This is a genomic window from Listeria sp. ILCC797 (assembly GCF_900186185.1).
GTDB classification, from domain to species: Bacteria; Bacillota; Bacilli; order Lactobacillales; family Listeriaceae; genus Listeria; species Listeria goaensis.
Genome location: NZ_FYBS01000001.1, coordinates 204,625 through 230,550 on the forward strand (window position 1 = coordinate 204,625; position 25,926 = coordinate 230,550).

28 protein-coding genes are annotated in these 25,926 nt (G+C 41.1%); 4 read left to right on the forward strand and 24 right to left on the reverse strand.

Annotated features, from left to right (window positions below; genetic code table 11):
• Window positions 1-73: 73 nt before the first annotated feature.
• The 5 genes from murC to BN1609_RS01015 all read right to left on the reverse strand — a co-directional run bounded on the left by murC (window position 74) and on the right by BN1609_RS01015 (window position 5,936).
• Window positions 74-1,420, reverse strand: coding sequence for a UDP-N-acetylmuramate--L-alanine ligase (gene murC, locus BN1609_RS00995; RefSeq protein ID WP_088808847.1), 1,347 nt, complete (start codon window positions 1,418-1,420; stop codon window positions 74-76).
• Between the two features lie 258 nt (window positions 1,421-1,678).
• Window positions 1,679-3,871, reverse strand: coding sequence for a DNA translocase FtsK (locus BN1609_RS01000; protein WP_088840407.1), 2,193 nt, complete (start codon window positions 3,869-3,871; stop codon window positions 1,679-1,681).
• Between the two features lie 254 nt (window positions 3,872-4,125).
• Window positions 4,126-4,743: a YtpR family tRNA-binding protein gene (gene ytpR, locus BN1609_RS01005; protein WP_088808845.1), complete on the reverse strand. Its 618-nt coding sequence runs from the start codon at window positions 4,741-4,743 to the stop codon at window positions 4,126-4,128.
• A gap of 6 nt (window positions 4,744-4,749) precedes the next feature.
• On the reverse strand, window positions 4,750-5,526 hold the full coding sequence (locus tag BN1609_RS01010; protein WP_088809072.1) for a DUF1444 domain-containing protein: 777 nt from the start codon (window positions 5,524-5,526) through the stop codon (window positions 4,750-4,752).
• 35 nt (window positions 5,527-5,561) lie between these two features.
• Complete coding sequence (locus BN1609_RS01015) at window positions 5,562-5,936, reverse strand: thioredoxin family protein (RefSeq protein WP_088808844.1); 375 nt, start codon at window positions 5,934-5,936, stop codon at window positions 5,562-5,564.
• 75 nt (window positions 5,937-6,011) lie between these two features.
• Between BN1609_RS01015 and BN1609_RS01020 the strand changes: the two genes are divergently transcribed.
• Window positions 6,012-6,455 carry a YtoQ family protein gene (locus tag BN1609_RS01020; protein WP_088840408.1) on the forward strand — a complete coding sequence of 148 codons (444 nt, stop codon included), beginning with the start codon at window positions 6,012-6,014 and terminating at the stop codon, window positions 6,453-6,455.
• A gap of 19 nt (window positions 6,456-6,474) precedes the next feature.
• Here BN1609_RS01020 and BN1609_RS01025 read toward each other — a convergent pair whose 3' ends face one another.
• Window positions 6,475-6,675 carry a hypothetical protein gene (locus tag BN1609_RS01025; RefSeq protein WP_240310277.1) on the reverse strand — a complete coding sequence of 67 codons (201 nt, stop codon included), beginning with the start codon at window positions 6,673-6,675 and terminating at the stop codon, window positions 6,475-6,477.
• Between the two features lie 4 nt (window positions 6,676-6,679).
• Window positions 6,680-7,753 carry a M42 family metallopeptidase gene (locus BN1609_RS01030; RefSeq protein WP_088808841.1) on the reverse strand — a complete coding sequence of 358 codons (1,074 nt, stop codon included), beginning with the start codon at window positions 7,751-7,753 and terminating at the stop codon, window positions 6,680-6,682.
• A 156-nt stretch (window positions 7,754-7,909) separates the two neighbouring features.
• Here BN1609_RS01030 and BN1609_RS01035 point away from each other — a divergent pair, with 156 nt between their 5' ends.
• The gene (locus tag BN1609_RS01035; RefSeq protein WP_088808840.1) at window positions 7,910-8,221 is read left to right on the forward strand and encodes a PepSY domain-containing protein; all 312 of its coding nucleotides are present in this window, start codon (window positions 7,910-7,912) and stop codon (window positions 8,219-8,221) included.
• A 123-nt stretch (window positions 8,222-8,344) separates the two neighbouring features.
• Here the strand turns inward: BN1609_RS01035 and BN1609_RS01040 are convergent, their stop codons facing one another.
• The 8 genes from BN1609_RS01040 to BN1609_RS01075 form a co-directional block, all read right to left on the reverse strand.
• Window positions 8,345-9,184 carry an MBL fold metallo-hydrolase gene (locus BN1609_RS01040; protein WP_088815225.1) on the reverse strand — a complete coding sequence of 280 codons (840 nt, stop codon included), beginning with the start codon at window positions 9,182-9,184 and terminating at the stop codon, window positions 8,345-8,347.
• 68 nt (window positions 9,185-9,252) lie between these two features.
• Window positions 9,253-9,891, reverse strand: a complete 639-nt coding sequence (gene trmB / locus BN1609_RS01045; RefSeq protein ID WP_088808838.1) for a tRNA (guanosine(46)-N7)-methyltransferase TrmB — start codon at window positions 9,889-9,891, stop codon at window positions 9,253-9,255.
• A gap of 7 nt (window positions 9,892-9,898) precedes the next feature.
• Window positions 9,899-10,675: a phosphotransferase family protein gene (locus BN1609_RS01050; protein WP_088815224.1), complete on the reverse strand. Its 777-nt coding sequence runs from the start codon at window positions 10,673-10,675 to the stop codon at window positions 9,899-9,901.
• Between the two features lie 164 nt (window positions 10,676-10,839).
• Window positions 10,840-12,300: a multidrug efflux MFS transporter MdrM gene (gene mdrM / locus BN1609_RS01055; protein ID WP_088808836.1), complete on the reverse strand. Its 1,461-nt coding sequence runs from the start codon at window positions 12,298-12,300 to the stop codon at window positions 10,840-10,842.
• Window positions 12,297-12,734 carry a MarR family winged helix-turn-helix transcriptional regulator gene (locus BN1609_RS01060; protein ID WP_088838738.1) on the reverse strand — a complete coding sequence of 146 codons (438 nt, stop codon included), beginning with the start codon at window positions 12,732-12,734 and terminating at the stop codon, window positions 12,297-12,299. Before BN1609_RS01060 ends, mdrM begins: the two co-directional genes overlap by 4 nt.
• 213 nt (window positions 12,735-12,947) lie before the next feature.
• Window positions 12,948-13,820 (reverse strand): D-amino-acid transaminase, encoded by an 873-nt coding sequence (gene dat / locus BN1609_RS01065; protein WP_088808834.1) that lies wholly within the window; start codon window positions 13,818-13,820, stop codon window positions 12,948-12,950.
• Between the two features lie 75 nt (window positions 13,821-13,895).
• On the reverse strand, window positions 13,896-15,308 hold the full coding sequence (gene pepV / locus BN1609_RS01070; RefSeq protein WP_088815222.1) for a dipeptidase PepV: 1,413 nt from the start codon (window positions 15,306-15,308) through the stop codon (window positions 13,896-13,898).
• Window positions 15,309-15,400: 92 nt separating this feature from the next.
• Entirely contained in the window at window positions 15,401-15,808 is a 408-nt protein-coding gene (locus BN1609_RS01075) for an NUDIX domain-containing protein (RefSeq protein WP_088808832.1), read from the reverse strand.
• 106 nt (window positions 15,809-15,914) lie between these two features.
• On the opposite strand from BN1609_RS01075, the gene BN1609_RS01080 reads away from it, so the two are divergent.
• Together BN1609_RS01080 and BN1609_RS01085 are read left to right on the forward strand one after the other, a co-directional pair.
• Window positions 15,915-16,745 (forward strand): NAD(P)H-hydrate dehydratase, encoded by an 831-nt coding sequence (locus tag BN1609_RS01080; protein ID WP_088808831.1) that lies wholly within the window; start codon window positions 15,915-15,917, stop codon window positions 16,743-16,745.
• Between the two features lie 67 nt (window positions 16,746-16,812).
• Window positions 16,813-17,328 carry a topology modulation protein gene (locus BN1609_RS01085; RefSeq protein WP_088840409.1) on the forward strand — a complete coding sequence of 172 codons (516 nt, stop codon included), beginning with the start codon at window positions 16,813-16,815 and terminating at the stop codon, window positions 17,326-17,328.
• 22 nt (window positions 17,329-17,350) lie between these two features.
• On the opposite strand, the gene BN1609_RS01090 is transcribed toward BN1609_RS01085, so the two are convergent.
• From BN1609_RS01090 to trpE, 9 genes are all read right to left on the reverse strand, one after another.
• Complete coding sequence (locus tag BN1609_RS01090) at window positions 17,351-18,964, reverse strand: polysaccharide biosynthesis protein (protein ID WP_088840410.1); 1,614 nt, start codon at window positions 18,962-18,964, stop codon at window positions 17,351-17,353.
• Between the two features lie 172 nt (window positions 18,965-19,136).
• On the reverse strand, window positions 19,137-19,562 hold the full coding sequence (locus BN1609_RS01095) for a hypothetical protein (protein WP_088808828.1): 426 nt from the start codon (window positions 19,560-19,562) through the stop codon (window positions 19,137-19,139).
• A 58-nt stretch (window positions 19,563-19,620) separates the two neighbouring features.
• Window positions 19,621-20,388 carry a tryptophan synthase subunit alpha gene (trpA, locus tag BN1609_RS01100; RefSeq protein ID WP_088825226.1) on the reverse strand — a complete coding sequence of 256 codons (768 nt, stop codon included), beginning with the start codon at window positions 20,386-20,388 and terminating at the stop codon, window positions 19,621-19,623.
• Window positions 20,385-21,584: a tryptophan synthase subunit beta gene (gene trpB / locus BN1609_RS01105; protein WP_088815218.1), complete on the reverse strand. Its 1,200-nt coding sequence runs from the start codon at window positions 21,582-21,584 to the stop codon at window positions 20,385-20,387. Before trpB ends, trpA begins: the two co-directional genes overlap by 4 nt.
• Window positions 21,562-22,191 (reverse strand): phosphoribosylanthranilate isomerase, encoded by a 630-nt coding sequence (locus BN1609_RS01110; protein WP_088840411.1) that lies wholly within the window; start codon window positions 22,189-22,191, stop codon window positions 21,562-21,564. Before BN1609_RS01110 ends, trpB begins: the two co-directional genes overlap by 23 nt.
• Window positions 22,188-22,952, reverse strand: a complete 765-nt coding sequence (gene trpC, locus BN1609_RS01115; RefSeq protein ID WP_088808824.1) for an indole-3-glycerol phosphate synthase TrpC — start codon at window positions 22,950-22,952, stop codon at window positions 22,188-22,190. Before trpC ends, BN1609_RS01110 begins: the two co-directional genes overlap by 4 nt.
• Window positions 22,949-23,968 carry an anthranilate phosphoribosyltransferase gene (gene trpD / locus BN1609_RS01120; RefSeq protein ID WP_088808823.1) on the reverse strand — a complete coding sequence of 340 codons (1,020 nt, stop codon included), beginning with the start codon at window positions 23,966-23,968 and terminating at the stop codon, window positions 22,949-22,951. Before trpD ends, trpC begins: the two co-directional genes overlap by 4 nt.
• On the reverse strand, window positions 23,961-24,551 hold the full coding sequence (locus BN1609_RS01125; RefSeq protein ID WP_088808822.1) for an aminodeoxychorismate/anthranilate synthase component II: 591 nt from the start codon (window positions 24,549-24,551) through the stop codon (window positions 23,961-23,963). Before BN1609_RS01125 ends, trpD begins: the two co-directional genes overlap by 8 nt.
• Window positions 24,548-25,906, reverse strand: a complete 1,359-nt coding sequence (gene trpE / locus BN1609_RS01130) for an anthranilate synthase component I (RefSeq protein ID WP_088840412.1) — start codon at window positions 25,904-25,906, stop codon at window positions 24,548-24,550. Before trpE ends, BN1609_RS01125 begins: the two co-directional genes overlap by 4 nt.
• Between the last annotated feature and the right edge of the window lie 20 nt (window positions 25,907-25,926).

The window sequence follows — 25,926 nt, forward strand, 5'->3', positions numbered from 1 at the left end:
TTCCCTCCTAGTTGCTTTTTAGTGTCATATTTAGAAAAGAGCTGATACAAAAGTACCAGCTTAATCGTTCAAATTAAAATGCAGCTTTTTCTCCTAATGCTTGTGTTTTCGATTGGTTATCTAGTACTTTTTCATAAGCGGCTTGGAATTTTTGAACATCTCCAGCCCCCATAAATAAAATGACAGCATTATCGTAAGCAAGAAGTGCATCAGTATGCTCTTCTTTAATAACATGATTTCCTTTTGTTTTTTTGGCCAAATCATAGATGGTTAAATTCCCAGTTTTTTCCCGGGCTGAACCAAAAATATCGCACAGATAAACTTCATCTGCTAAATTCAAACTATCAGCAAAACCTTGTAAAAATGCTTTTGTGCGTGTAAAAGTATGTGGTTGAAAAACCGCAACTACTTGTTTATCAGGGTATTTTTGTCGCGCCGCATTCACTGTTGCACGAATTTCAGATGGGTGATGTGCATAATCATCCACTAAAATTTGATTCGCTTTTTCCGTAATGCTAAAACGTCTTTTTACACCTTCGAATGTAAGTAACTCTTTTTTCACTTCTTCCATGCTTAACTGGTCATAATGAGCAAGCGAAATAACGCTAAGAGCATTTAAAACATTATGGTCCCCGTAAGTTGGAATTTCGAAGTTCCCTAAAAGTTTGTCTTCATGGTAAACATCGAATAAAGTGCCTGTTGTTTTTTTAACAACATTTTTTGCGATGTATTCATTTTCACTGCCAAAGCCAAAATAAACAACTGGAATAGTTAACACGTCTTCTAAGCGACGAAGTTGAACGTCATCACCTAAAGCAAAGACAGCTTTTTTTACCTGCTTACCAAAAGATTCAAACGCGTTAAAAACATCATCGACACTTTTAAAGTAATCAGGATGATCCCAGTCAATATTTGTCATGATCGCATATGTAGGCTTATATGCAAGGAAATGACGTTGATATTCACACGCTTCTATAGCAAAATATTCCGCGTTTTTATCCCCTTTACCAGTACCGTCACCAATTAAATAAGACGTTGGTTTGATGGCTTCTAATACATGCGAAAGTAAACCCGTTGTTGATGTTTTGCCATGAGAACCTGTCACCGCCACACTAGTATAACCATCTAACAATTGGCCTAAGAATTTATGGTAACGAATAACTGGCAAATCCATTTCTAATGCTTTTGAAATTTCCTCATGCGTATCTGGAAAAGCATTACCAGCCACAATAGTTAAACCTTCTTTGATGTTTTCTGCACCAAATGGGAAAATTGGAATAGATTTATCTTCTAATACTTTTTGTGTAAAGAAATACTTCTCAACATCGCTGCCCTGCACTTTGTATCCTTTATCATGTAAAATTTGAGCTAACGCACTCATTCCCGCGCCTTTAATCCCAACAAAATGATAAGTTGTCATTGTTTCGAACCCCCGTATTTTCAACTTGAAGAGGGTGTCTAAAAAGATATATATCCTGTAATTTTAGACATCATCTTATTTCCTGTTCATAATAGTGTTTAATGTAAAATAGTTTATGCACTCGTTCACTCGTTATATTATAGCATTTATCGCCTGTTTAGAACAACGATTCTTCTAAATCACGGAAAAAGGCTTAGATAATCAAGTAAGAAAACGTTTTAATTTATTCATTATCTGCGCTTTCATATGAATTTAGCCCTAGTTTGCCGTATCTTTATTCCGCAACTTTTCAAGCTGCTCATGTGTGATAATTACATCTCGTGGCTTAGAACCATTCGTACCTGAAACAATATTATAGTTTTCTAATGTTTCCATCAGTCTCGCCGCGCGATTATAGCCAATTCTAAAATGACGTTGTAGAAGCGAAGTTGAAGCGGCTTTTTGATTCATCACAAAATCGCAAGCTTCATCAAAAAGTTCATCTTCCTCCTCACGTAGCGTTTCTTTCGCAAGGAGCTCTTCTTCCACAAATAAATAGCTTGGCTCTCCTTGGTTACGTACATGACTAACAACTGCATCAATTTCTTCATCACTTACAAACGTTCCTTGCAGTCTGACTGGTTTACTTACGCCACTTGGTAAAAAGAGCATATCCCCTTTTCCAAGCAACTTCTCAGCACCAGTGGCGTCAAGAATCGTTCGTGAATCAATCGAACTCGATACGGAAAAGGAAACACGTGTTGGAATATTTGCTTTAATAAGTCCCGTAATAACGTCAACAGACGGACGTTGTGTCGCCACAATCATATGAATACCACAAGCTCTAGCTTTTTGAGCAATGCGACTAATTGACTCTTCCACATCATTTGGAGCGACCATCATTAAGTCGGCTAATTCGTCAATTACGATTAAAATATACGGGAGTTTTTCCCCAGAGTGCCCTTCTGCTTCTGATAATTGATTATAACGCTCCATATTGCGAACCCCTGTATGCGAGAATAGCTGGTAGCGTCTTTCCATCTCTTCAACAGCCCATTTTAACGCTGCTGTGGCTGCTTTTGCATCAGTAATAACCGGACTCACGAGGTGTGGAATACGATTATACGGTGCTAGCTCGACCATTTTCGGATCAATTAAAAGTAGTTTTAGTTGATCTGGTCGCGCTTTATAAAGCAAGCTAACTAAGAGCGAGTTAATACACACACTTTTCCCTGAACCCGTTGCCCCTGCAATAAGTCCATGTGGCATTTTTTGCAAATCCGTCACGATAGGCGCTCCTGAAATATCGAGCCCAAGCGCGGCGGTTAGCGGAGAATGGTTCTCTTGGAAAATCGATGTATTCATAATTTCAGAAATCATCACTGGTCGGCTAGAAGGATTGGGAATTTCAATACCGATTGTGCTTTTCCCTGGAATCGGTGCTTCAATTCGAATATCTTTTGCCGCCAAGCTCAATTTAATATCATCAGTTAAATTCGTAATTTTGCTTACTTTAACACCTTTTTCAGGTTGTACTTCAAAACGCGTCACTGATGGACCTTGCGTTCGGTTCACAACATGCGCTTCCACATTAAAGTTTTTTAGCGTTTCATTCAAAAGCTCTTCCTGATAATCAAGCCAGCCCTCATCCTTGTTCGATGAAACTGGAGGACTTAATAGGCGCAGCGAAGGAAGATAGTAAGAGGACGGTTGCTCCCCCTCTTCTCGCACTTTTTTCTCAGGAACGGTCACAACTTGCTCCGTTTGCGCCAAATAGGAATCCGCTTCCTCTTTTGACTCGTCTTTCTGATCATTATTTACCATCATGACATTAAACGGAATATGCGATTTCGTTGCTGTTTTTTTCTGCGAAAACGTTTTTTCTGTTTTTTTCACTTGAGGTTCTTTCACTTCTTCGCTTTTTTGGAAAACTGGTTCTTCCGTGACTACAGCTGTATTTAAATCCTCAATAACTTCCGGTTTTTCCTCCACAAACTGCTCCACTTCTTCAGTAATTAACGAAATGCGTTCTTGTGTTGGCTTTTCAGATGTTTGGTCATCTAAATCAAATTCAAAATGGCTTGGTCGTTTATGGAAAGCAAAAACTGGCGACGGAACATCTGTCGGCGTGAATTTTTCTTTCGCTACAACTTTAGTTTCTACAGTAGTGTGCGTTTGTGCCACTTTATCGATTGTATTATTTCTCGTTTGCACAACTGGTACCCTTTCTGCCTGCGCTTTGTCAGGTATAACTGGAAAGCGAAAATTACCTTTTGGGTATTCATATACCATTTTCGTTGCGACTGTCCGTTTTTTTTGCCCTATATTTACTGGACGTTCTGCGGTCCTTTTCATATTCACTTTTGGTTGTTCTCGTTTTATTTTGGTTTCTACGACTGCCGTCTGCTGTTTCGGCACTTCTTCTTTTGAATCTTCAAAATCCCCAAAGAAAAAATCTTTTAACCATCCCATATCTATCACACCTAATTTTGATTTTCTTTTTTGATTCTAACAGAGAAAAATAATTAAAGCTATACATGACCATCGTAATTTCGTCATTAATATTTCAGAACCTACTTTAACCGTTGCTGTATAAAGCTTCAAAGGGGTCATAATATAATCTTATATCCCAATTCTTAGGTAAAAAAAGAACATTTCGAAGCAGTATTGTACACACTTTTATTTACAAAAAAACTAGCTAGACGATGCTAGCTAGTTTGATTGGATTAAAAAGAAACTGGAAAAGCTGCGCCGACTTCATTGTCGGCCTCTAAAACTAAAATACCTTTTTCTTGTGGCGCATCTGGAATCGCTAATTCTCGCGCAGCGCATAACATCCCGAAAGAATCGACACCACGTAAGTTAGATGGTTTGATGACCAGTCCGCTTGGCATCACTGCACCAATTTTTGCAACAACTACTTTTTGGCCTGCATCAACATTTGGTGCGCCGCAAACAATTTGTAATTGCTCGTTTTTAACACTCACTTGGCAAATGCGAAGTTTATCGGCATTTGGATGTTTTTCGATACTTTCAACGTAACCCACGACAAATTTTGGTGATAAATCGATATCTAAATTGTCAGCAAAGCCGGCGTTTTTAATCACCTCTTGCATTTTTGCGACAAATTCTTCCGTCAATTTGACTTTTCCATTTGCTTGTAGTGCGAAATAATTGGAAGCGTTGAAAATGTTAAAGCCGCTTAAATCGCCTGTTTCAGTGTCAAAAATTCGTACTACATCGCCTTTTTTCTCAAAAGAACGTGTGTATCGATTAATGTCTTTGATGGCAACAATTAGGGTGTCGCCGATTCCTTTTTCATTGTAAAATACGTTTGCTATCAAGTTCCCCTACTCCTTTGGTCTATTTTTCGCCATAATAAATATCGGTTCCAGTTTACCATTATTATACACAAATGGCAAAGAGGTAACTGGAACAATTCCTTCTGAAAAAAATTGCATCGTCATGTGTGCCAACACATCATAGCCAGTATTGTTTTTGATGTCGGCTAAAATCAGTACATCTTGATGTGGTATCGCAAGGACCATTTCACCCGTGAACTTGGCACGCATCTCCGCTAAAAAGGCGTCATTGCAAACGCGACTGGCGTCATAACCATCATTCGTTCTTAAAAAATAAAAGTCATTGCCGGAAACTGTATCCTTCTTCAGTGGCGTATCTAGTTTTCTTACATTTTGCATGGCGCTGTTGCGCAAATCATTTGGCGAAATGTTCGCCGCTTCTAAATCATTTTCCGTTAAAAATTTGTAGGCTTTTCCTGTATCAAAAACATAAAAAATGTTTGTTTCGGCTGTATGTTTCTCGCAAAATAATTTTTCTCCCGCTTTTGTTTTTTGCGGAAAAGAGCCAGCACGAATAACAGGCAAAATTTTGTCGCTATTTCCACTTAAATTGACTTTTTGACGGCTCGCCTGAAAGCCTTCATTGACGTAATACACGACTTTTTGAAAGGAGGCCTCCCCTTCTTCTTCAAATCGTGCAATGATTTGCGGAACGGATAGCGTTATCGTATGCTCATTTTCTGAAACTTTTAAACGTTCTTTTTCCCTATCGAAAGAAAACGTTCTTCCATCTTTTCGTAACATGTCTTCTAATTTTGCTTTCATGGCAAGTGTCGTGATTTTCAAAGAGCTTCCTCCTTTTAAAGCGCAGCTAAAAAGTCATTGATTTCTTCTTTTGTTTTACGATCTTTGCTGACAAAGCGGCCAATTTCTTCCCCGTCTTCAAATGCTAAAAAACTTGGAATGCCGAAAATCGCTAGTTCTGCGCATAAATCGATAAATTCATCACGGTCAACATGATAAAAAGCAAAGTCTTCATTTTCTGCTTCGATTTCTGGCATGACAGGCTCGATAAAACGGCAATCGCCACACCAATCCGCACTAAACATAAAAACGGTTTTTCCTTGTTCTTTTACTTGTTGAAACTGCTCAACAGATTCTAAATTTTTCATTTTAAAACGCTCCTTTAAGTTCTTCCTTGTTAAATCGTACCTAAAGTTGTGCCATTCGTCCAGAAATCCGCTTTCTGTAAAACATTTGAAGCGTTTTCTTTTTTTCGTTATGATAAATGAGAAAGGAGTGTTATAAAAATGAACTATAACATTTATTTAGCTGGCGAAATCCATTCTGATTGGCGAAACGAATTGCGTCATGCAATTAGCAACATACAAGGCGTTTCATTCACATTCACTGCTCCAGAAGAAAACCATGAAAAATCAGATTCTATCGGCGAAGTTATCCTAGGCGAGCAACCAAACGCGCTATATCGCGACATCCAAGCTTCCAAAATCAACAATCTCCGAACACAGCTTTTTTTAAATAAAGCCGATCTTGTGGTGGCCTATTTTGGGGAAGAATTTAAGCAGTGGAATACGGCATCGGACGCCTCGTTCGCTGTTGCGAGCGGAAAACCGCTCATCTTAATTCGCCCGGAAAAATTGCATCACCCGTTAAAAGAATTGTCAGAACGCGCGAACGTGACTGTTGCAACCATTGAAGCTGCGGCAAAAGTGCTTCATTATACATTTGGCTAGTCGCAAAAAAGCACGAAAATCAGCGATTTGATTTTCGTGCTTTTTTGCGTTCTGCGATATAAAATTGCAAGCCTTCATAAATGAGTATCATCACCCCTGCTACAAAAGCGGTGAGCGCCCAGCCTTGCTCGAAGTTTCCAATCTTTAGCGCACTTAAAATGAAACAGATGACGCCACTCATGAGAAGAGCCACACCGATTAAAACCGTCGCTTTTTTCAAAAACCTAAGCATTTTCACGTATGGTGTTGTATGTTGTTTGGTCGAGACTTCGAATGATGGTTGTAATCATTTCTTTGGCAGCAGCGTAGTCATCGACGTGCAAAATAGAATTGCTGGAATGAATATATCTTGATGGGATACCGATAACCGCGCTTGGAATGCCGCTTAACGAAGTATGTACTTTCCCAGCGTCTGTGCCGCCTGGTGATGTGAAATATTGATACGGAATTTGATTGCTTTCGGCTGTATCGAGTAAAAATTCGCGCATGCCTCGGTGCATAATCATCGTTCGATCAAAAATCCGCATTAAGAAGCCTTTACCAAGTTGACCAAACTGTGTTTTGTCTCCTGTTGTGTCGTTTGCAGGGCTAGCATCTAAAGCGAAGAACAAGTCTGGTTGAATCATATTAGCACTTACGCCAGCGCCTCTAAGTCCGACTTCTTCTTGGACGTTAGCTCCTGAAAACAATGTATTAGGGAGTGCTTCGCCTTTAAGCTCTTTTAAAAGTTCAATTGCGAGCCCGACACCATAACGGTTGTCCCAAGCTTTTGCTAAAATTTTCTTCGGATTTGCGAGCGGTGTAAATTCAGATACTGGCACGATAAATTGCCCCGGTTTAAGTCCGAGTTCTTTTGCTTCTTCATTGGAGTCGGCGCCAATATCAATCAGGAGGTTTTTTGGATCCGTTGGTTTATTTCGTTCTGCATCGGACATTAAATGTGGCGGTACAGACGCGATGACGCCAATGACTGGGCCGCTCTCTGTCATAACCTGAACGCGCTGCGCTTGCATGACTTGCGGATTCCAACCACCAATTGTTTGAAAGCGGAGCATACCGGCTTTTGTAATCTGTGTCACCATAAAGCCTACTTCATCCATATGTCCAGCAACTAAAATGCGCGGGCCAGCTGCGTCGCCGTGTCGCACACCAAAAATGCCGCCTAACCCGTCTTGAATGACCTCGTCTGAAACTGGTTCAATTTCTTTTCGTACAAAATCCCGCACTCGAAATTCATCACCGGATGTTCCTTGTAACTCGGTCAATGTTTTAAACAATTTTAATGTTTCTTCTTTCACTGTTAACCACCCTTTCGCTCTAACTCTTTTAGTATAGCAAGATTACGTGTGTTTTGAAAGCGTCATTAAAAATACTTTCCATTTTCCGAAAGTGTAGTATAATGAGTACGTGAGTAAATTTCGCACATAGAGGGAAATTATTGAGGGAGGAAAAACATGGACTGGAAAGCTTTTATTGCAGGTGCTGCTTTTGGCGCTGCTGCTGGTCATTTACTGAACCATTACTGTCTTTCGGATAAATCGATATCTGGTGATGTTATTTTAGAAAATGTCAAAGATGCTTTTAAAAAGGAAGGACCTATTGAAGGCTCTTGGATTCAACTAAAAAAACAGCATTATAAAAAATATGCGATTGATACTTTCGTATATCACGGAGGAATTACGGCAATTCGCGAAGGCGAAAAGAAACAGTTTGAATTTATTGCAGATGCAAAAACGGGTACGATTATTGACGTATACCTTACATAAGAGAGCATGCCCCTTTTACATGAAGGGGCATTTTTATGCAATTTTCTAATACCCCCTACAAGTATCCAGATGAACATACCCCTGCCCCCTATGTTAATTTTGAGCGCAAAAAAAAGAAGCTTATCAGCCCCTTTTCTTTTCCATTTTATTCGTTATCTCGCCAGCGCGATTGAGTTGAATCGCTTCATAAAATGCATCATGGTAAAATAAAAACCATGTTTGCTCATCCATCCATTTGGCAAACAATTTTTCTTTCGCAAAAATGCTGTCCATTGGATAGTCATCATAGGCAGTCACCCATAGTGGATTTAAATGCGCGTGTGTTGGGAAAATGTCGCCTAAATGAACGGCGTGCATCCCGTCAGAAGAAATTTCAACGATACCGTGTCCCGCACTGTGCCCCCCCGTATGGTGCATCGTTACGCCAGGAAGAACCTCCATTTTTTCCGAATAAGTATGTATTTGGGCTTCAATTTTTTGCCAATTTTCCGGCCAGTACGTCGCTTTTGAGCGAATATTTGGGGCGCGCATCTCGTCCCATTCCGTTTCAGAAGCAATAATTTTTGCATTCGGAAAAACCGATGTGAGTGTTCCGTCCTCAGCAGTTCCCGTCAACCCTGTCACATGATCGAAGTGCAAGTGCGTCATGAGCACAAAGTCAATTTCTTCAGGCGTCACACCTAAACGAGCTAAATCCTGAACGATAAAAGATTCTTCTTCTACGGAAAAATTCCTTTTTTGTTTTTCTGTAAGTCGGTTTACCCCCAGTCCTGCATCAATTAGGACATGTTTGCCTGCGACTTTTAAGTATATTGGATCGGCATATGCCGCAATTTGGTTGGCTTCATTGACCGGATATTTTTTCTTCCAAAGCGCTTTTGGTACAACGCCAAACATCGCCCCACCATCAAACGCCAATTTTCCGCCTCTTAACCAATGAATTTCAATTTTGCCAATTTTCATAAGAGCACCCCTTGTTTACATAATATTATTATAGAAAAGAAGTCGCGCTGAGCAACTTCTTGTTTCGTTTATTTAAATGATGCTTCTAAACGGTAAATTGGAAAGCCTTTTTGTGAAAATTTCTCTTCGTATTCCGTCATCACATTGTCGCTGATTTCGTCGGCATGCAAATCGAGTGACACATAGCTTAGTTGCAAGCCATAGTCAGAAAATGCAACGAGCGAATATTCAAACAATCCACGATTATCCGTTTTAAAATGGATTTCACCATCAGTTGGCAAAAGCGCTTTATAAATATCTAAAAAGGTCGGGTTCGTCAAGCGCCGCTTCGTATGCCGTTTTTTTGGCCATGGATCAGAAAAATTCAAATAAATTCGCGCCACTTCGCCCGGTTCAAAATATTCAAGTAGTGCTGCACCGTCAACAGACAATAGACGTGCGTTTGAAACGCCCGCATTTAATACTTTATCAAGCGCAACAACAAGTACGCTTTCAACGACTTCAATGCCGATATAATTGATTTCCGGATTTTGTTTAGCCATGCCGCTTACAAATTGGCCTTTTCCTGAGCCGATTTCAATGTGAATGGGATTTTGATTGCCAAAAAGCTCTTGCCACTTCCCTTTAAAGTCAGCCGGATTTGCGACGCAAACTTCAGGATGGCTTAGCAATTTATCTTTCGCCCATGGTTTATGCTTTACACGCATGAATTGGTTACACCTCATTATCTTCTAAGATTACTTTTAAAAGCTCGCTCGCTTTTGAACGTTCTTGCTCGGCTAGATTAGCCGCATAAATACGTGTTAATGCCTGACATAAACCGTACCATTTTAACTTGTGGTGCAGTTTTTCCGAGTATGCTTCTCCGTATGCACTTAGCCACTCGCCCCACTTATTTCGTGAGATATATTGATAAAGGAGCATCGCTAAATCGCTTGCGTGATCGGCAAGCATCGCGGAATCCCAATCAACTAAATAGAGCTCGTCTTTTAAGGAAATCATCCAGTTGCTATGGTTCATATCCCCGTGACAAACGACCAGCTCATCTGAATTTATTTGCTCAGCATGATCTAAAAGGTATGTATAGGCCACATTTTCTGCGTCGTTAAACTGTTCCTTAAAGCTGTTTAAATTCGCGAGCATTTTTTCAGAAGATAAAGAACTGTTCTCGATTTTCCGCAACATTTTTTTTAGTGGCTTCGAGCGATGAATTTTACTTAAAAGTTGTGCCACGCGTTTATCCATCATTTCATCTGCGTCTAAAATATGAGCTTCGACCCATTTTTGCGCTGTAATAACATCTCCATTTTCAACACGTCTTGTCCATACAAGTTTAGGAACAATGTTCTCAGCAGAGAGCGCAGCTAAAAAAGGCGAAGAATTCCTCTTTAAAAAGAATTTTTCGTCTTCCTTTCTCGCAACAAAAGCTTGACCGGTTTCTCCGCCGGCAGAACTTATTTCATATTCAGCCCCAAAAAAATAATCCTTCATCTTGAAACACACCTTTTTAGTAAATGATTCATTACTTCGCAAATAAATCATGTCTAAAATTGATTGTACTTCTCCAACGGAAGTAAGTCAAGTCAACATATGTTCGGGCTTTCATTTTTTTGAAGTGAAAAATCCGCCTACTGGTTTTTTAGGCGGATTTCAAATTAATTTTTATGGACAACTGGATTTAGTCCAGAAGGATTTTTACGAATGAATAACGTTAGAACGCACGCAATAACGCTTGAGAGTGCGGCAATCAAAAAGGCTGTATCAATCCCGTGAATCAGAACGTGATTCGCAAGCTGTTCTTTCGTCTTTCCAACGACATCAGTTGCGCTGAGTGAATTTGCGAAGCTGCTAGCACTTTTAGACATTACAGTGATGAGCGCTGCTGTTCCAATTGACCCGGCAACTTGTCGCATTGTATTAAACATTGCAGAGCCGTGTGACGCCATCTCAAGCGGAAGAGAGTTGAGCGCCGCTGTTTGAAGTGGCATCATGACCATGGCCATTCCACCCGCACGAATCGTTTGGACTATAACAATATAAGTAAGTGTTGTCGATTCACCAATGTTCGAAAACATAAACGTCGCTCCAGTCATAATAATAAGACCTACTAACGACAAATATTTCGCACCAAATCGGTCAAACATCATCCCCGTAACTGGCGATAAAACAGCCGTTATAAGCGCTCCTGGAAGCAGAACTAAACCAGAATCTAGCGGTGAAAAGCCGCGCACATTTTGCAAGAATATTGGCAGTAACAGCATGCCTCCAAAAAGACCCATAAAAACAAAGAAACTAATAATCGTGGTTAAAGCAAAGGTTGGATTTTTAAAAACCTTAAAGTTAAGAAGTGGCGTTTTGGCTCTCCCTTGGTACCAAATGAATAGCGAAAGAACAACAAGCCCAATCGCGATAAAACCAACGACTTTAAACGTAAGCCAGTCATGGTCTCCAGCATTACTAAATCCGAGTAATAAGCTCCCGAAACCAACTGTTGACATGACGACGCCAAGAACATCCAATTTAGGAAATGAACGTTTCCCAACATTTCGCAGTAAGAAAATGGCTACGATAATATCGACAATCGCAAATGGAATGATGATGAAAAATAAATCGCGCCAAGCATATTCTTGGACAATCCACCCTGAAAGAGTCGGACCAATTGCGGGTGCAAAGTTCATGGCAAGGCCAATAAGTCCCATCGCACGGCCACGTCGTTCAATTGGAAATAGATTTAAAACAACCACCGTTAAAAGTGGCATAACAATTCCGGCACCAACCGCTTGAACCATACGCCCAGCAATAAGCATCGTATAATTTTGCGCAAATCCCCCAATTGCGGTCCCAATTGCAAAGGTAATCATCGCAAATAAATAAAGCTGTCTAGTTGTAAATCGCTCTATCAAAAATGCGGTCATTGGAATCATGACACCATTTACAAGCATGAAACCTGTAGATAGCCACTGTCCTTGACTCGCTGTAATGTTAAAATCTTTCATAATACTCGGTAAAGCTACATTCATTAGTGTCTGATTTAAAATTGTTACAAAAGCACCCATCAGCATAACTATTAAAATACCGTTTCTTTTTACCGAGGTCGTCTTCGCCTGTACATTCATTCTTGCATCCCTCTTTCTAAAATTTGAATCATTTGCTGATGTGTTGCAAGCATTTCCGTAAGTTTGCGCTCACCAATTTCAAGTATTGGTTCAAGTCGTTTAAAGAAAACATCATATGTAGTGGACGCCTTCTCTTCGCCAAGTTCTGTCAAGGCTAAATTTAACGTCCGGCGGTTTAGCTCCACCCGATTTCGTGTTAAAAATCCAGCTTTAACAAGACGATCAACGATTCCTGATGTCGTACTTTTACTTAATTTCATTCGGTCTGCTAACTCACCAAGCGTAAGATGAGGCTCACGTTTTAATGAACTTAGAGCAAGTAATTGTGTCGTTGTGATACCACGTTTGTCTGCCTCTTCAGCTAGATATTGATGCGTTTTTCGAGACACTTCACGAAAAGACAAAATAACTTCTCTTACTAACTTCTCATCCACAAAATCTTACCCCCTTTTACAATTGTTTGCATAGGAATAATTCGCATGCGAACAATTAGCAAAATGAATTATACGCCTTTATTCTAATCAGGTCAAGGCGGTTTTTTCGTCTCTCCCTAAGAGAAAGCGTTATCAATCCTTATATACGAGCGTTCAGGTCATATATGTAATTTTTTACATATAAAAAACAGGGAGTGTTCCTCCCTGTCATAATTAAATATTTTCTTTCACAAAAGCGCCGCAAGCTGCGACAATTTCTTCTTCAAATAATTGATGTAATTGTGCTGTAAGCGGTCCACGTTCTCCGTTTCCAATGACTGTTTCATCAATTTTTGTGATGGGGGTTACTTCAAGCGTTGTACTCGAAATGAAAACTTCGTCGGCATTCAATAATTCTTGTACTGTAAAATCGCGTTCTTCATAAGGGATTGCCCCTTTTTCTGCGGCTTTTAAAATCACTTGTCTTGTAATCCCGTTTAAAATTAAATTATCCGCGGCATGCGTAATTAATGTACCATCTTTAATAATTGAAACATTGGAAGCTGAACATTCTGTGACTAAATCACCACGATGGAGAATAGCTTCTAGCGCCCCTTTTTGATGGGCTTTATTTTTGGCTAAAATATTGCCAAGTAAGCTAATGCTCTTAATATCACAGCGTAACCAGCGTACATCTTCTTCCGTTATTGCCGTTCCGCCAGTGACAAATTGTGCTTCATTTCGTGGCACTTCTCGGGCTGCTGCCGTCAAAATCCCTTCAAGGGGAAACTCATCGGGAATAATATGGTTTCTCGGTTGCTGTATGCCTCGTGTTACTTGTAAGTATACATTTCCTGTCGAAATTTGATTTGCTTTTGCAAGCTCTAAAAGAGAATTATAGAGCTTTTCTTTAGGGAAAGGAATGACTAAATCAATTTTTGACGCACTCGCATATAAGCGATCAATATGTTCTTCGGCGGTGAAAAATTTCCCGTTATACATACGTACCACTTCATAAACACCGTCACCAAATTGATACCCGCGGTCCTCAATATCAACGTAGGCATCTTCTCGGTCTACGATTTTATCTCCAACTAATACTTTCAAGTAACTCACTCCTTTATTAAAGTAAAAGCTGCCACGAAACTAACGCAGCAGCTAGAATTTTTTCAATTATACTCCTTATTTTGCTAATTTGTAAAGAGCTTCAGCGTAAATAGCTGTCGCTTTTAATAAATCATCAAAATAGCTAAACTCATCTTTTTGGTGCATTGTGTCTTCACGTCCTGGGAAGAGAGCTCCAAATGCGACACCTGTTTCTAAATGGCGCGCGTAAGTCCCACCACCAATAGCAAGAAGAGTTGCTTCTTCGCCTGTTTGGTTCGTGTATACTTCTTGCAGCGTTTGAATAAGCGGGTGGTCTTGTGGTACGAACAATGGTTTGGAATCATCATAGTGCGTATAGCGACCGTTATATTCAAATACAACTGTTTCCATCTTCGTTTTAAGACGGTCCATGTTTGCTGTTACTGGATAGCGGAAGTTAAGACCATAACGTCCACCTTCCTCTAAGCTGTAGCGAATGATGCCGACGTTCATCGTCAAGTCGCCACTTTCTTTATCTTCATAGTTGATACCAAGTTTAACTGCGCGCGAATCATTGTATAAATAATCGCGACCGAACGTGACAAAATCATTTGCCGTTCCAGTCAACTCGAATTTACCTAAAAAGGCAACTAGGTGGAGTCCTGCATTGACGCCGTTATTCGGTTCCATCGCATGCGCAGATTTACCTACAACGGAAAGTGTAACGGACTTCGCACTCACGTCAAATTCCCCTGTTACATCATGGCTTGAAAGGAAATTATGAAATTCTTGTTTTAACAAATCAACGTCTTTTACTTCTTCTAAAACAGCACTCGCATGATCTGGCACCATATTATAACGCGCACCTGATTCAAAGCTTACCAATTGGAAAGCTTGATAACTGTCTGATTTGCTGTCTTTAAACGAAACGTCAAGTTCAGAAATCCCTTTTTCAGCATGAATGATTGGGAACTCAGCATCTGGAACGAACGCGACAGTCGGCTGTTCTTCTGTTTCAAAATAACGCTCAACACAGCTCATACCACTTTCTTCATCTGAACCCACAATAATGCGAATTCTTTTTGAAATCGGTAAATCTAACTCTTTTAAGATTTTTAGTGCATAATAACCGGCAATTGTTGGTCCTTTATCGTCGGCTACGCCGCGCGCATAAAGTTTGCCATCTTTCAGTACTGGTTCAAAAGGTCCATTTGTCCAGCCATCTCCAACTGGTACGACGTCAACATGTCCAAGAACACCAACAAGTTCATCGCCTGCTCCGTACTCAATATGTCCAGCAACATTGCCTACTTCTTTTGTTGTAAAACCATCTTTTTCACCTAAAGCAATCATATAATCTAGTGCTTGTTTTACATCTGGTCCAAAAGGAGCTTCAGTGGTTGCTTTTGCGTCATCACGTACACTTGGAATCCGGAGTAGCCCTTCTAAATCCTTTAAGAAAGCGTCTTTTCTACTTTCTACTTCTTTTTGCCAATTGATTTCCGTCATTTTCTTCATTCCTTCCAAAATAAACTCTGCACTACCATTGTAAACCCTTTTTCCTACATAAGAAAGTAGAAACCTAGGTTTTCATAAAATAATTACATGATCCCTTTTATCGCATCAAAATCCCAACGATTCATTCGCGAACTAAAGACAACATCTAAATCTTCTATACCCGCTTTTGAAAGCGGCAACCATTTGTAAGCTTTATGTTCATCCGACAAGTTAATTTCGCCGTCATTTGGCATTGACACTAAGTAAATCACGCCTGTAATTTGGTAATCTGTATGAAAAAATTCCCACGTATCATACAAAATAAATGGTTGTACTTGTAAAGCTGTTTCTTCATAAACCTCACGAAAAAGACATTCAGCATGCGTTTCACCGTAGTTCATTCTCCCTCCTGGTAAATCGTATACCTCTTCTTCTTGCTCCGATCGTTTTAAAGCTAAAAAATGCCCGTCCTGTACGATAACGGCTTTTACGGCTGGAAATACAGGTTTCATTTTACAAACACCCCTATCCTTCGATAAAATTAAAATAAATTATCCGCCACCTATTTTATCTTCTTTGGCGAATAAAATCCAATTTTTATAAAAGGATGTGGCATTTATGAAAAAAATAACGCCAAAAGCGATTTGCAGCTTTATTCCAAAACGTGAAGATGAAGGATATAAAAATCAATACGGCAAAGTTCTCATAGTTGCTGGCAACGAAATGTACGGCGGAGCAGCCATTCTAGCAGCAGAGGGAAGCGTGTATAGCGGCGCTGGATTAACAACACTCGCCTCGCACCGCGTCAATCGTTCTAGTTTACATAGCCGCTTACCAGAATGCATGTTTTTAGATTACGCAAAATTAGTTGAATTAAAACGCTTGTTGCCAACTTTTGATACCATTCTAATTGGTCCGGGACTTGGTCTTGATGATGAAGCGTATACGCTAATGGAATTTATATTACAACATGCTGAAAATCACCAAAACATCATTATTGATGGTGACGGGATTACACTTTATGCGAAAGGCAATTTACCTAAAACAAATTGCGCGCTTTATTTCACTCCACATGCTGGTGAATGGGAGCGCTTAAAAAAACTGGCACCCCAAGACGAAGCGACACCAGATGAAGTTCGCCATTCACTTGACGCCACGATTGTTTTAAAAGGGCATCGAACGAAAGTGCTGACTGCGGAGGAAAATTGGCAAAATATATACGGTTCGCCTGCCATGGCGACTGGTGGAATGGGCGATACGCTAAGTGGTATCATTGCCGGTTTGATGAAACAAACGACCATACCGCTACACGGTGTTTTAGCTGGCGTTTTCTTCCATAGTTATATTGGCGATATTTTAGCGAAAAAAAACTTCGTTGTGCTTCCGACGCAAATTTCACGAGAGCTACCAACTTATTTGAAGATTTTTAGCGAAATGCAAGATGAATAAGAAAATTGACAGTTGTGCTGTAAAATGAGAGAATAGCTATCCATTTCAGCACTGATTGGGGGAAAATATGTATCGCATTAACATTATTGGTCCTTCTGGGGCCGGAAAATCAACATTGGCTAGAGAACTTGGTTATGCGCTCGAAATTCCCGTTATTCACTTAGATACTTTATTTTGCAAGCCTAACTGGGAGCCTATTCCTAAAGATGAATTTCTGAAACAAGTGGAAGAACTCACCTCCTTAGCGAAAAACTGGATTATCGAAGGCAATTATACGGATACATGGAAAACAAGATTTCCGCCGTCCAATTGCATCATCTTTTTAGATTATCCGAGGCGCATTTATTTTTTTCGCGTCCTAAAACGGTTAATTCAAAATTATGGCAAAACGCGACCAGATGCTGCAATTGGTTGTCCAGAACGACTAGACGGCGAATTTTTGAAATTCGTTTGGGATTTTCCGAAGAGACGCAATGAGCTTCTCAAGCAGCTTAAGCAAGAAACAACACCTGTGAAAATTTTCAAATCACCTAAGGAAACCTCTGCTTTTCTAAAAAAAGTAAAAGAAAAACGCCTTGCATGATGTAAGCAAGACGTTTTTTCTTTTATTTAATGCCTAATTTTTGGCGCAATCTCGTTCCTCGTGGGCCAAATAATTTATCTGAAAGATGCAATTTAAAGGCAAGATAGGCATATACAACAGCTCCGATACCGCCGCAAATGATGACTAAAATAGTGGCAGTCATTTTGTGGTCCGGACTTAAAACGAATGATAGTGGGAAGTAGACTGCTAAAACGGCTGCCGACATGATGAGCGTTAAAAAGATAAATAGAATCACCCTTCGGAAGACAAGTCCGAATGAAAAACGCACGTATTTTTTAATAATAATGAGCATGAATACGCATGAAACGGCATAGCCGATACCAGTTGCTAGAATGGAACCTTTCGCTTCCCAAAGCATGATAAGCGGCATTTGTAAGACTGATTTTGCGAGCAGGCCGAGAAGTAATCCTAAAACGGTGAAACGCTGTTCGTCAATCCCTTGAAGAACGGCAGCTGTTACTCCGAATAAGGAAAATAAGACGGCGATTGGCGCAAAAAATTGCAGCAAGTCAGTCCCTACTTCATTCGCTTTAAAGAAAACCGTAAATAAAGGTCTTGAAAGTAAAGCGATACCGATGCAAGCTGGAATGGTTAAAAAGAGCAAGATTTGGAAGACATCATTTAATTGGCGTTTTACTTGTTCTTTTTCGTTGCGTACGTAAGCGGCTGTTACGAGTGGAACGAGCGCCATGGAGAAGGCTATCGCGAGCGTTCCGGGAATCATGATTAATTTTTGAACGTCGAAGTTAATAACCGCCACATATTCTTTTACTTGGTTGGCTGTTACGCCGATATATTGTAAAACTCGCCCCATCGTAAACTGATCGATTAATTGGTAAAGTGAAGTGGCTGAGCCAACAATGATAAAAGGAATCGCCGATAAAATGATTTGTTTATATAAGGTTGGAATCGATACTTTAAGCTCATTTCGGCTGTCTACTAACATGCGGTCAAGCCCAGGTTTACGTTTAAAGTAATACCAAACTAATAGGGCAAAACTAGCTAGCGCACCGACAAAGGCAGAAAACGTCGCCATACTAATGGCTGTTACGATACTGCCATCTAATACGTAAAGTACTACAAATGTGCTGGCAAGCAAGAACAAAATGCGCACAAGTTGTTCGACGACTTGCGATACTGCAGACGGTCCCATGGAATTGTATCCTTGGAAAAAACCGCGAAGTAAGCTCATGACTGGAATGATAAGAAGAGCAAAACTAACTGCTCGAATGACTTGGATACCATCTGCCAGACTGTAGCCACCTTCTAGCTGTTGTAAGCTAGCAAGAAATGGTGCAAGTGAGTACATTGCGATGAAGCAAATAATACCTGAAACAATCATTAGATAAATCCCCGTTCGGAACAAGCGGCGACCAATTTCATATTCTTCCATCGCATTATATTTCGCTATGTATTTTGCAACAGCAAGTGGAATCCCAGCAGTTGCCACACTTAAAAACAATTGGTACGGGACATAACCAAAGTTGTAAAGAAGCATCGGATCGTCGCCCCCGACAATCGCGTAAAAAGGTATGACATACAAAATCCCGAGCACCTTGGAAAGAAGCGTACCAAGTGTCAGGATAAACGTTCCTCTAAGCAGTTTTGAACCCATCTTCAAACTTCCTTTACTAAAAATTAGAATATTCTTCAAACAGATGACAGGTATTGCCAACCGTTTAGTCTCTTGTTAACTTTACCACTTTATTCTCCAAAAAAAAAGAACAAACTTAAAAAGAACTGTAAGTAGCAAGCTAAAGCCCTTTTTCAAAGTTCATTCCTTTTATTCATTCTACCTTCTCGCTCATTCCCTTACGCAGTGAAGAAATCGCAATCACGCTGAGTAGAATTAACATTCCCGGTATAAGTAAACTGCTCAAATTAAATCCGCCATTCACCATGCCAAGAATGATAGAAAGAATCATGAATACAATATAAAACATATAGAGTCTTACACGAACGAGAAGCCCTTTTCTTAAACGGCGATACGCAAGCAAGAATAAAACCGAAAAAAGCACGAAAAAGATCACGTTGATTGACGTATTCACAAGTGCCGTACGAATCACTGCTTGCGTCAGCTTTAATTCTTCCTGATTAGGAATCACGAGCACCACTGTGACTAAGCCTACGATCGCAAGAATCGCTTGCAAAATGGAAACAAGCGCAATAATAATCGTTGTCGTTTTTGCTTGTTTTAAATAAATTTCAGGCATACAAACACCACGCTTTCTCACTGACTTTACCATACCGCAAGCGACCCGTCAAACCGAGCTAAACCTCACTGACTTTGGTTAAAAAATCAGCCAATTCCGCGTGCTTCGCCTCATGGAGGAGCGACACAATTTTACTCCCGATGACAACCCCGTCCGCGACTTGCATAAATTGTTCGACATGTTCCACTTTTGATACACCGAAGCCAGCTAAAACAGGAATGTCCGTTTGCGCTTTTAAGTTTTGCAAATGAGGACCAATATTTTCTCCAAACGTTTGTCTTGTTCCTGTCGTTCCGTTCACCGTTACAGCATAAATGAAGCCTTCTGCATCTTTTACAATCTGCTCAATTCGCTGTTTGGAACTAGTTAAGGAAACGAGTGGTACGAGGGCGATATCTGCATCGTCAAGGTATGGCGTCAGTAAATCTTGATGCTCATACGGCAAATCGGGAATGATTAAGCCTTTTACGTTTGTTCCGCGCAAACTTTCGATAAATGTCGGGACACCAATTTGGAAGATGGGATTAAAATAGGTCATCATGACGAGTGGCACGTTTGATTGTGTGTGTTGCAGCGTCTTCACAATGTCTCTTAAGCTTATTTGCTCGTTTAAAGCGCGTAGTCCCGCTTGCTGAATAATTGGTCCGTCTGCAACTGGGTCGGAAAACGGGATACCAATTTCGATGGCAGCGACTCCGTTTTCCTCCAAAAAAGAAATGGTTTCAGGTAATGTATCGAGTCCACCGTCCCCCGCCATAATGTAGGGCACAATAAGTGGTTTATGTTGAGCTTTTCGTTCGTTTAGTACGCGCGTCAAAGTTTTCATTCTGCTTCCCCCTTTAATCTCGCCTTCATTTGATCGACATCTTTGTCCCCGCGGCCTGACAAGCAAACGATGATGCTTGCATCTTTTGGAAGCGTCTTTGCAAGTTTAACGGCATAACTAATTGCATGGGAACTTTCTAACGCGGGAATAATCCCTTCTGTTTGGCAAAGTAGCTGGAAAGCTTGAACCGCTTCATCATCAGTAACGGACGTATAGCTCGCTCTCCCCAATTGATTAAAATAAGAATGTTCCGGTCCAATCCCTGGATAATCTAATCCGGCAGAAATCGAAAAGGCTTCTAAAATTTGGCCATTTTCATCTTGCAACACGTCCATCATCGCACCGTGTAGCACCCCTTTTTTCCCGTTTGTAATCGATGCAGCTTGGAAATTTGTTTCTAATCCTAATCCCGCGGCCTCAACGCCAATCATTGCGACAGCTTCATCTGCCACAAATGGATAGAATAATCCCATGGCGTTACTGCCGCCGCCAACACAGGCTACGACTGCATCTGGCAGTTTTCCTTCTGCCGCTAAATGTTGCGCTCGCGCTTCTTTTCCGATGACACTTTGGAAATCGCGAACAATTTGCGGAAAAGGGTGCGGTCCGAGCACAGAACCCATAATATAATGTGTATCCTCAATGTGTTCCACCCAGTAACGTAACGTTTCATTCACCGCATCTTTTAGCGTTCTACTCCCAGAAGTGACGCTCACGACTTTCGCACCTAGAAGCTCCATGCGAAACACGTTTAGTGACTGCCTTTTAATATCCTCCTCGCCCATAAAAATGGTGCATTCCATATTGAACAACGCTGCAACCGTTGCCGTTGCAACACCATGTTGACCCGCTCCTGTTTCTGCGACCACCTTTTTCTTGCCCATCGACTTCGCAAGGAGCGCCTGCCCAATTGTATTGTTGATTTTATGCGCACCCGTGTGATTCAAATCTTCACGCTTCAAATAAATTTTCGCCCCGCCAGCATAATCCGTTAGTTGTTGGGCTAAATAAAGCGGCGTTTCGCGCCCCACATATTGTTTTAAATAATCCGCCAGTTCTTCCTTAAATTCCTTCGTTTCAGACAGCTTTTGATACGCTTCTTCTAATTCTAAAACCGCACGCATCAGTGATTCTGGAACGAAGCGTCCGCCGTAACTCCCGTAAAAACCTTTTTCATTCGGTGCCTCGTAGTGCATGATTATCCGCTCCTTTTGCATGTTTAATAAATGCTTTGATTTTCATTTGGTCTTTCACATCATTTGTTTCTACGCCAGACGAAACATCCACGCCAAACGGCTCGAAAATTTGAATGGCTTCTGTGACGTTTTGCGGGTTTAGCCCGCCGGCAATGATAAGGCGGCTTTTTGGCAAATCGCCCATACCTATTTTCTCCCAATCAAAGGTCTCGCCTGAACCGCCTTCAAATTCTTTAGGTGGTGCATCGAGCAAAATTAGGCTATCCTGATACGCAGAAACATCGCCAACTATTTCGCCGTCCCGCACTTTAAAAGCCTTGATTGTTGGGCCAACTTTCGCCGCAAATTCCGGTGTCTCACTCCCGTGAAGTTGAACGATATCGAGCGGCACATTTTCTTTTAAAAATAAAACTTCCTCCAAATCAGGATTCACAAAAACGCCTACTTTTAAAACATTATCTGGTAAGACTGCTGCCATTTTGCGTGCTTCTTCGACTTGCACTTGGCGCTTGCTTTTAGCGAAAACGAAGCCGATCATGTCTGCCCCCATTTCGGCTGCGAATTTCGCATCAGCTACTGTTTTCAAACCACAAATCTTCACTTTCATCGTAGAACACGCAACCTTTCTGCTGCCTCGCGCGGATTTTTTTCACGCATTAACGCTTCGCCAACGAGAACAGCACGATAATTTTTCCGCACGCGCTGAACGTCTTCTGCCGTCTTAAATCCTGATTCACTTATATAAAATGCGGATTGATTGACCATTTCTTTTGCAAGTGATTCACTCACCGCAATATCTACTTCAAAGGTACTTAAATTTCGATTATTCACACCAATTAATTTAGCGCCTATCCACTCAGCAATTTTTAATTCCTCGAGGTCATGCACTTCAACAAGTGGCAACAAGCCGATTTCAACAGCCTTTTCATATAAGCTTTTAAGTTGTGGCTCACTAAGCGCCGCCACAATAAGTAAAATAACTGACGCACCGCAATTTTTCGCACGAATCATCTGCTTTTCACTAATAATAAAGTCTTTGCATAAAACGGGGACAGAAACCGCCTGCGCAACAGCTTGTAAATCCGCCATAGAACCTTTAAAAAAGATTTCATCTGTTAGAACAGAAATGAGACCAGCACCCGCTTGCTCATAGGCTTTTGCTTGCTTAACTGGGTCCACGTTCAAATTAATCGCTCCCTTAGACGGTGAAGCTCGCTTCACTTCTGCAATTAGTTGCATTCTTTCAGGATTGTTCGCTAAAAACGTTAGAAAATTTGGCTTGTCAGGCTGAACTTGCAGCACTTGTTCTTCCATTTTCGCCACTTCTTTGCGTTTTTCCATTAATATTTTATCTAAAAATGTTGTCATCCTACTAAAACCTCCTTTTGTGCAGCTAACAATTCCTGCAATTTGTACTTCGCTTCACCGCTTGCAACAATTTTTCGAGCCATGAGAACACCCTCTTCTATCGTCGTGACTTTCCCGTACGCATAAAAACCAAGTCCTGCATTCAGTAAAACCGTATCCAAACAAGGTCCTTCTTCATTGTCTAAAACACGTGTTAAAATTTGGCTATTTCGTTTCGCATCGCCACCTTGAATTTGTTCACGCGTCGTCTTTTTTAATCCCACATCATCAGGCGAAAACGTCAACTCTTGGAGGCTTCCGTCCGCATACACGGCGATATGATTTTCCCCAAGTAAAGTGGCTTCGTCCATATAACCCGCGCCATTGACTACAACCGCACGCTTGCGACCAAGTTTTCCGAGTGCTAGTGCGGTTTCGCGTAAAAGATCTCGCCGGTAACTCCCCATGAGCTGCGCCTCGAGTGGTACGGGATTCGTCATCGGTCCAATTAAGTTGAAAATGGTCGGTGTTTTAAGTGTTTGGCGGACGTGCATCACGTATTTCATTGCGGGATGAATGTTTGGCGCAAACAAGAAGGCGATTCCGACATTTTCGAGGAGATAAGCCATTTTGTCAGGCGTTAAAGCAATTTCAATACCTAGCTCCGAACAAACATCAGCGCTTCCAGAGCGACTCGATACACTACGATTGCCGTGTTTGGCCATTTTGATTCCCCCTGCCGCAAGTACAAATGCGCTTGTTGTACTAATGTTAAATGTATTCGATTTATCTCCACCTGTGCCGCAATTGTCCATCGCATCGCCTTTTGCGTACGGGATTTTCATAGCCAATTTTTGCATAGTGCTTGCTAAACCGGAAATTTCATCTAGTGTCTCGCCTTTTATTTTCAAAGCCATTAAGACTGCGGAAATTTCAATCTCGGATAGTTTTCCTTGGAGCATGTCTGTCGCTAAACTGCTCATTTCTAGTTCTGACAAATTTTCTTTCGCGTATAATTTTTCCATCGTCCTATCCATTTTTCACTCCACCTTCCTTTTTTGTAATTTCAATAAAATTCCCAATAATCTGTTTTCCAAAAGGCGTGCCAATTGATTCAGGGTGGAATTGCAAACCGAACACCGGCTTACCGCGAACTTGCATCGCCATCATTTCCTTGTCATCAAGTGCTTCCCCAAGCGAGCAAAGTTCTGCACCCAAACTGTTTTTTTGAACAATTAGTGAGTGATAGCGCATTACTTCAAACGTTGTTGGCAAGCCTTGAAATAGTTCCGATTCGGCGCATGTCATCTGCGAAATTTTCCCGTGGCGAATTTCATTTGCTTGGCTGACATTCGCGCCAAAAACCTCACCAATTGCCTGATGCCCTAAACAAATTCCTAAAATCGGCGTTTCATTCGCCTTCTTCTGAATAAGCGCTTCTAAATTTCCAGCAGCAGAAGGTTTTCCCGGTCCCGGTGATAAAATAATGCCACTCGCCATCTCTGCACGTTGGAACAAGTTGTCCGCATCATTTCGAATAACTTCAACTTCGGCAAACTCCTGAATAAATTGCGCCAAGTTATACGTGAACGAATCATAATTATCGACCAAAAGAATCATTTTCCCACCTCCAGTAACGCTTTCGCCTTTTGTAACGTTTCATCATATTCACTTTCTGGGTCAGAATCATAAACAATACCAGCCCCCGCTTGAACATAAACATGCTCTTTATGGATGACTGCCATCCGAATAGCAAGCGCAAAATCGGCGTTTCCCTGTTTCGTCACATAGCCTACCGCACCACCGTACGGGCCACGTTTCACATCTTCCCATTCATAAAGTCGCTGCATCGCTCGAATTTTCGGGGCACCGCTTACGGTTCCAGCAGGCAAAACAGATTTCAGAGCATCAAAGGCATGCAATTCCGGCAATAGTCGTCCTTCCACAACAGATACGAGATGCATCACGAAACGATAGCGTTCGATAGTTAAATAGATGGGAACTGAAACGGAGCCAACCGCGCTCACACGCCCGATATCATTTCTCCCCAAGTCGACCAACATACGGTGCTCTGCAAGCTCTTTTTCATCAGCCAACAGTTCGGCGGCTAACATTTTATCTTCAGCTGCTGACTGACCTCGTTTTCTAGTGCCAGCAATTGGATTGGTTTGCACAAAGTCGCCGTTTACGCTAACTAAGCTTTCTGGCGATGAACCAATTAGCTTCGTTTCTCCAAAGTCGATAAAAAATAAATACGGAGATGGATTAAGGAGGCGGAGCTTGCGATAAAACGAAAAGGCATCGCCCGTGAACTTTGCTTCGAGCCGCTGCGACAAGACAACTTGGAAAAAGTCCCCCGCTTCAATAAATGCTTTCGCACGCGCTACTTTTTCCATAAAAGCTGCCTTCTCAAGTCGACTTTTAAAGGCGAACGATTCAAGCTGAGCCGGATCTGCTTCCCCTTTTTTGGGGGTGAAAATTTCATGTTCCAAGTCTACAAGCGCCGCCTGCAATTCCGTGTCCTCACGCTTAGAATAGGCATTATCCTCAACTAGCGTCAAGCGCTCCAATTTATGATCATAAATGACGTAGGAATCGTATAAAAAGAAGTGCGCATCTGGCAGGTTTAAATCATCGCATTTTGGTTCTCCGATATTTTCATAAAGGCGCACCATATCATAGCCAACATAACCAATGGCCCCTGCTTCAAATGGAAGTGGTAATTTTTCTCTTTCCATAAATACAATTTGTTCGTACAATTTTTCAAGCGGATCTTCTGCCAATGTTTCGATGCCGTCCAAAATGAACGTGTTGCCAAAAATTTGAATTTCATGTACGGGATTAAACGCGATAATCGAATATCTGCCTGCCTCAGCATCTTTTGCCGTCCCTTCCAGCAAGCTTTTATTTTTTCCACTTAATCGCTTATAAATTAGCGGAATCGTCAATGTATCTGCTTCAATTGTTTTTTGCATCACACATCTCTCCTTTTTCA

Bases quoted from the DNA above. Each gene is read 5' to 3' on its own strand.
- BN1609_RS01010 (WP_088809072.1), bottom strand. From the start codon at position 5,526: ATGAAAGCAAAATTAGAAGACATGTTACGAAAAGATGGAAGAACGTTT.
- BN1609_RS01075 (WP_088808832.1), bottom strand. From the start codon at position 15,808: ATGAAACCTGTATTTCCAGCCGTAAAAGCCGTTATCGTACAGGACGGG.
- BN1609_RS01085 (WP_088840409.1), top strand. From the start codon at position 16,813: ATGTATCGCATTAACATTATTGGTCCTTCTGGGGCCGGAAAATCAACA.
- BN1609_RS01110 (WP_088840411.1), bottom strand. From the start codon at position 22,191: ATGAAAGTGAAGATTTGTGGTTTGAAAACAGTAGCTGATGCGAAATTC.
- BN1609_RS01125 (WP_088808822.1), bottom strand. From the start codon at position 24,551: ATGATTCTTTTGGTCGATAATTATGATTCGTTCACGTATAACTTGGCG.
- trpC (WP_088808824.1), bottom strand. From the start codon at position 22,952: ATGACAACATTTTTAGATAAAATATTAATGGAAAAACGCAAAGAAGTG.
- BN1609_RS01095 (WP_088808828.1), bottom strand. From the start codon at position 19,562: ATGCCTGAAATTTATTTAAAACAAGCAAAAACGACAACGATTATTATT.
- mdrM (WP_088808836.1), bottom strand. From the start codon at position 12,300: ATGAATGTACAGGCGAAGACGACCTCGGTAAAAAGAAACGGTATTTTA.
- trpD (WP_088808823.1), bottom strand. From the start codon at position 23,968: ATGGATAGGACGATGGAAAAATTATACGCGAAAGAAAATTTGTCAGAA.
- BN1609_RS01090 (WP_088840410.1), bottom strand. From the start codon at position 18,964: ATGGGTTCAAAACTGCTTAGAGGAACGTTTATCCTGACACTTGGTACG.
- BN1609_RS01040 (WP_088815225.1), bottom strand. From the start codon at position 9,184: ATGAAAATTGGCAAAATTGAAATTCATTGGTTAAGAGGCGGAAAATTG.
- trpE (WP_088840412.1), bottom strand. From the start codon at position 25,906: ATGCAAAAAACAATTGAAGCAGATACATTGACGATTCCGCTAATTTAT.
- BN1609_RS01050 (WP_088815224.1), bottom strand. From the start codon at position 10,675: ATGAAGGATTATTTTTTTGGGGCTGAATATGAAATAAGTTCTGCCGGC.
- murC (WP_088808847.1), bottom strand. From the start codon at position 1,420: ATGACAACTTATCATTTTGTTGGGATTAAAGGCGCGGGAATGAGTGCG.
- BN1609_RS01000 (WP_088840407.1), bottom strand. From the start codon at position 3,871: ATGGGATGGTTAAAAGATTTTTTCTTTGGGGATTTTGAAGATTCAAAA.
- trmB (WP_088808838.1), bottom strand. From the start codon at position 9,891: ATGCGTGTAAAGCATAAACCATGGGCGAAAGATAAATTGCTAAGCCAT.
- pepV (WP_088815222.1), bottom strand. From the start codon at position 15,308: ATGACGGAAATCAATTGGCAAAAAGAAGTAGAAAGTAGAAAAGACGCT.
- trpA (WP_088825226.1), bottom strand. From the start codon at position 20,388: ATGAAAACTTTGACGCGCGTACTAAACGAACGAAAAGCTCAACATAAA.
- BN1609_RS01080 (WP_088808831.1), top strand. From the start codon at position 15,915: ATGAAAAAAATAACGCCAAAAGCGATTTGCAGCTTTATTCCAAAACGT.
- BN1609_RS01020 (WP_088840408.1), top strand. From the start codon at position 6,012: ATGAACTATAACATTTATTTAGCTGGCGAAATCCATTCTGATTGGCGA.
- BN1609_RS01035 (WP_088808840.1), top strand. From the start codon at position 7,910: ATGGACTGGAAAGCTTTTATTGCAGGTGCTGCTTTTGGCGCTGCTGCT.
- trpB (WP_088815218.1), bottom strand. From the start codon at position 21,584: ATGCACTACGAGGCACCGAATGAAAAAGGTTTTTACGGGAGTTACGGC.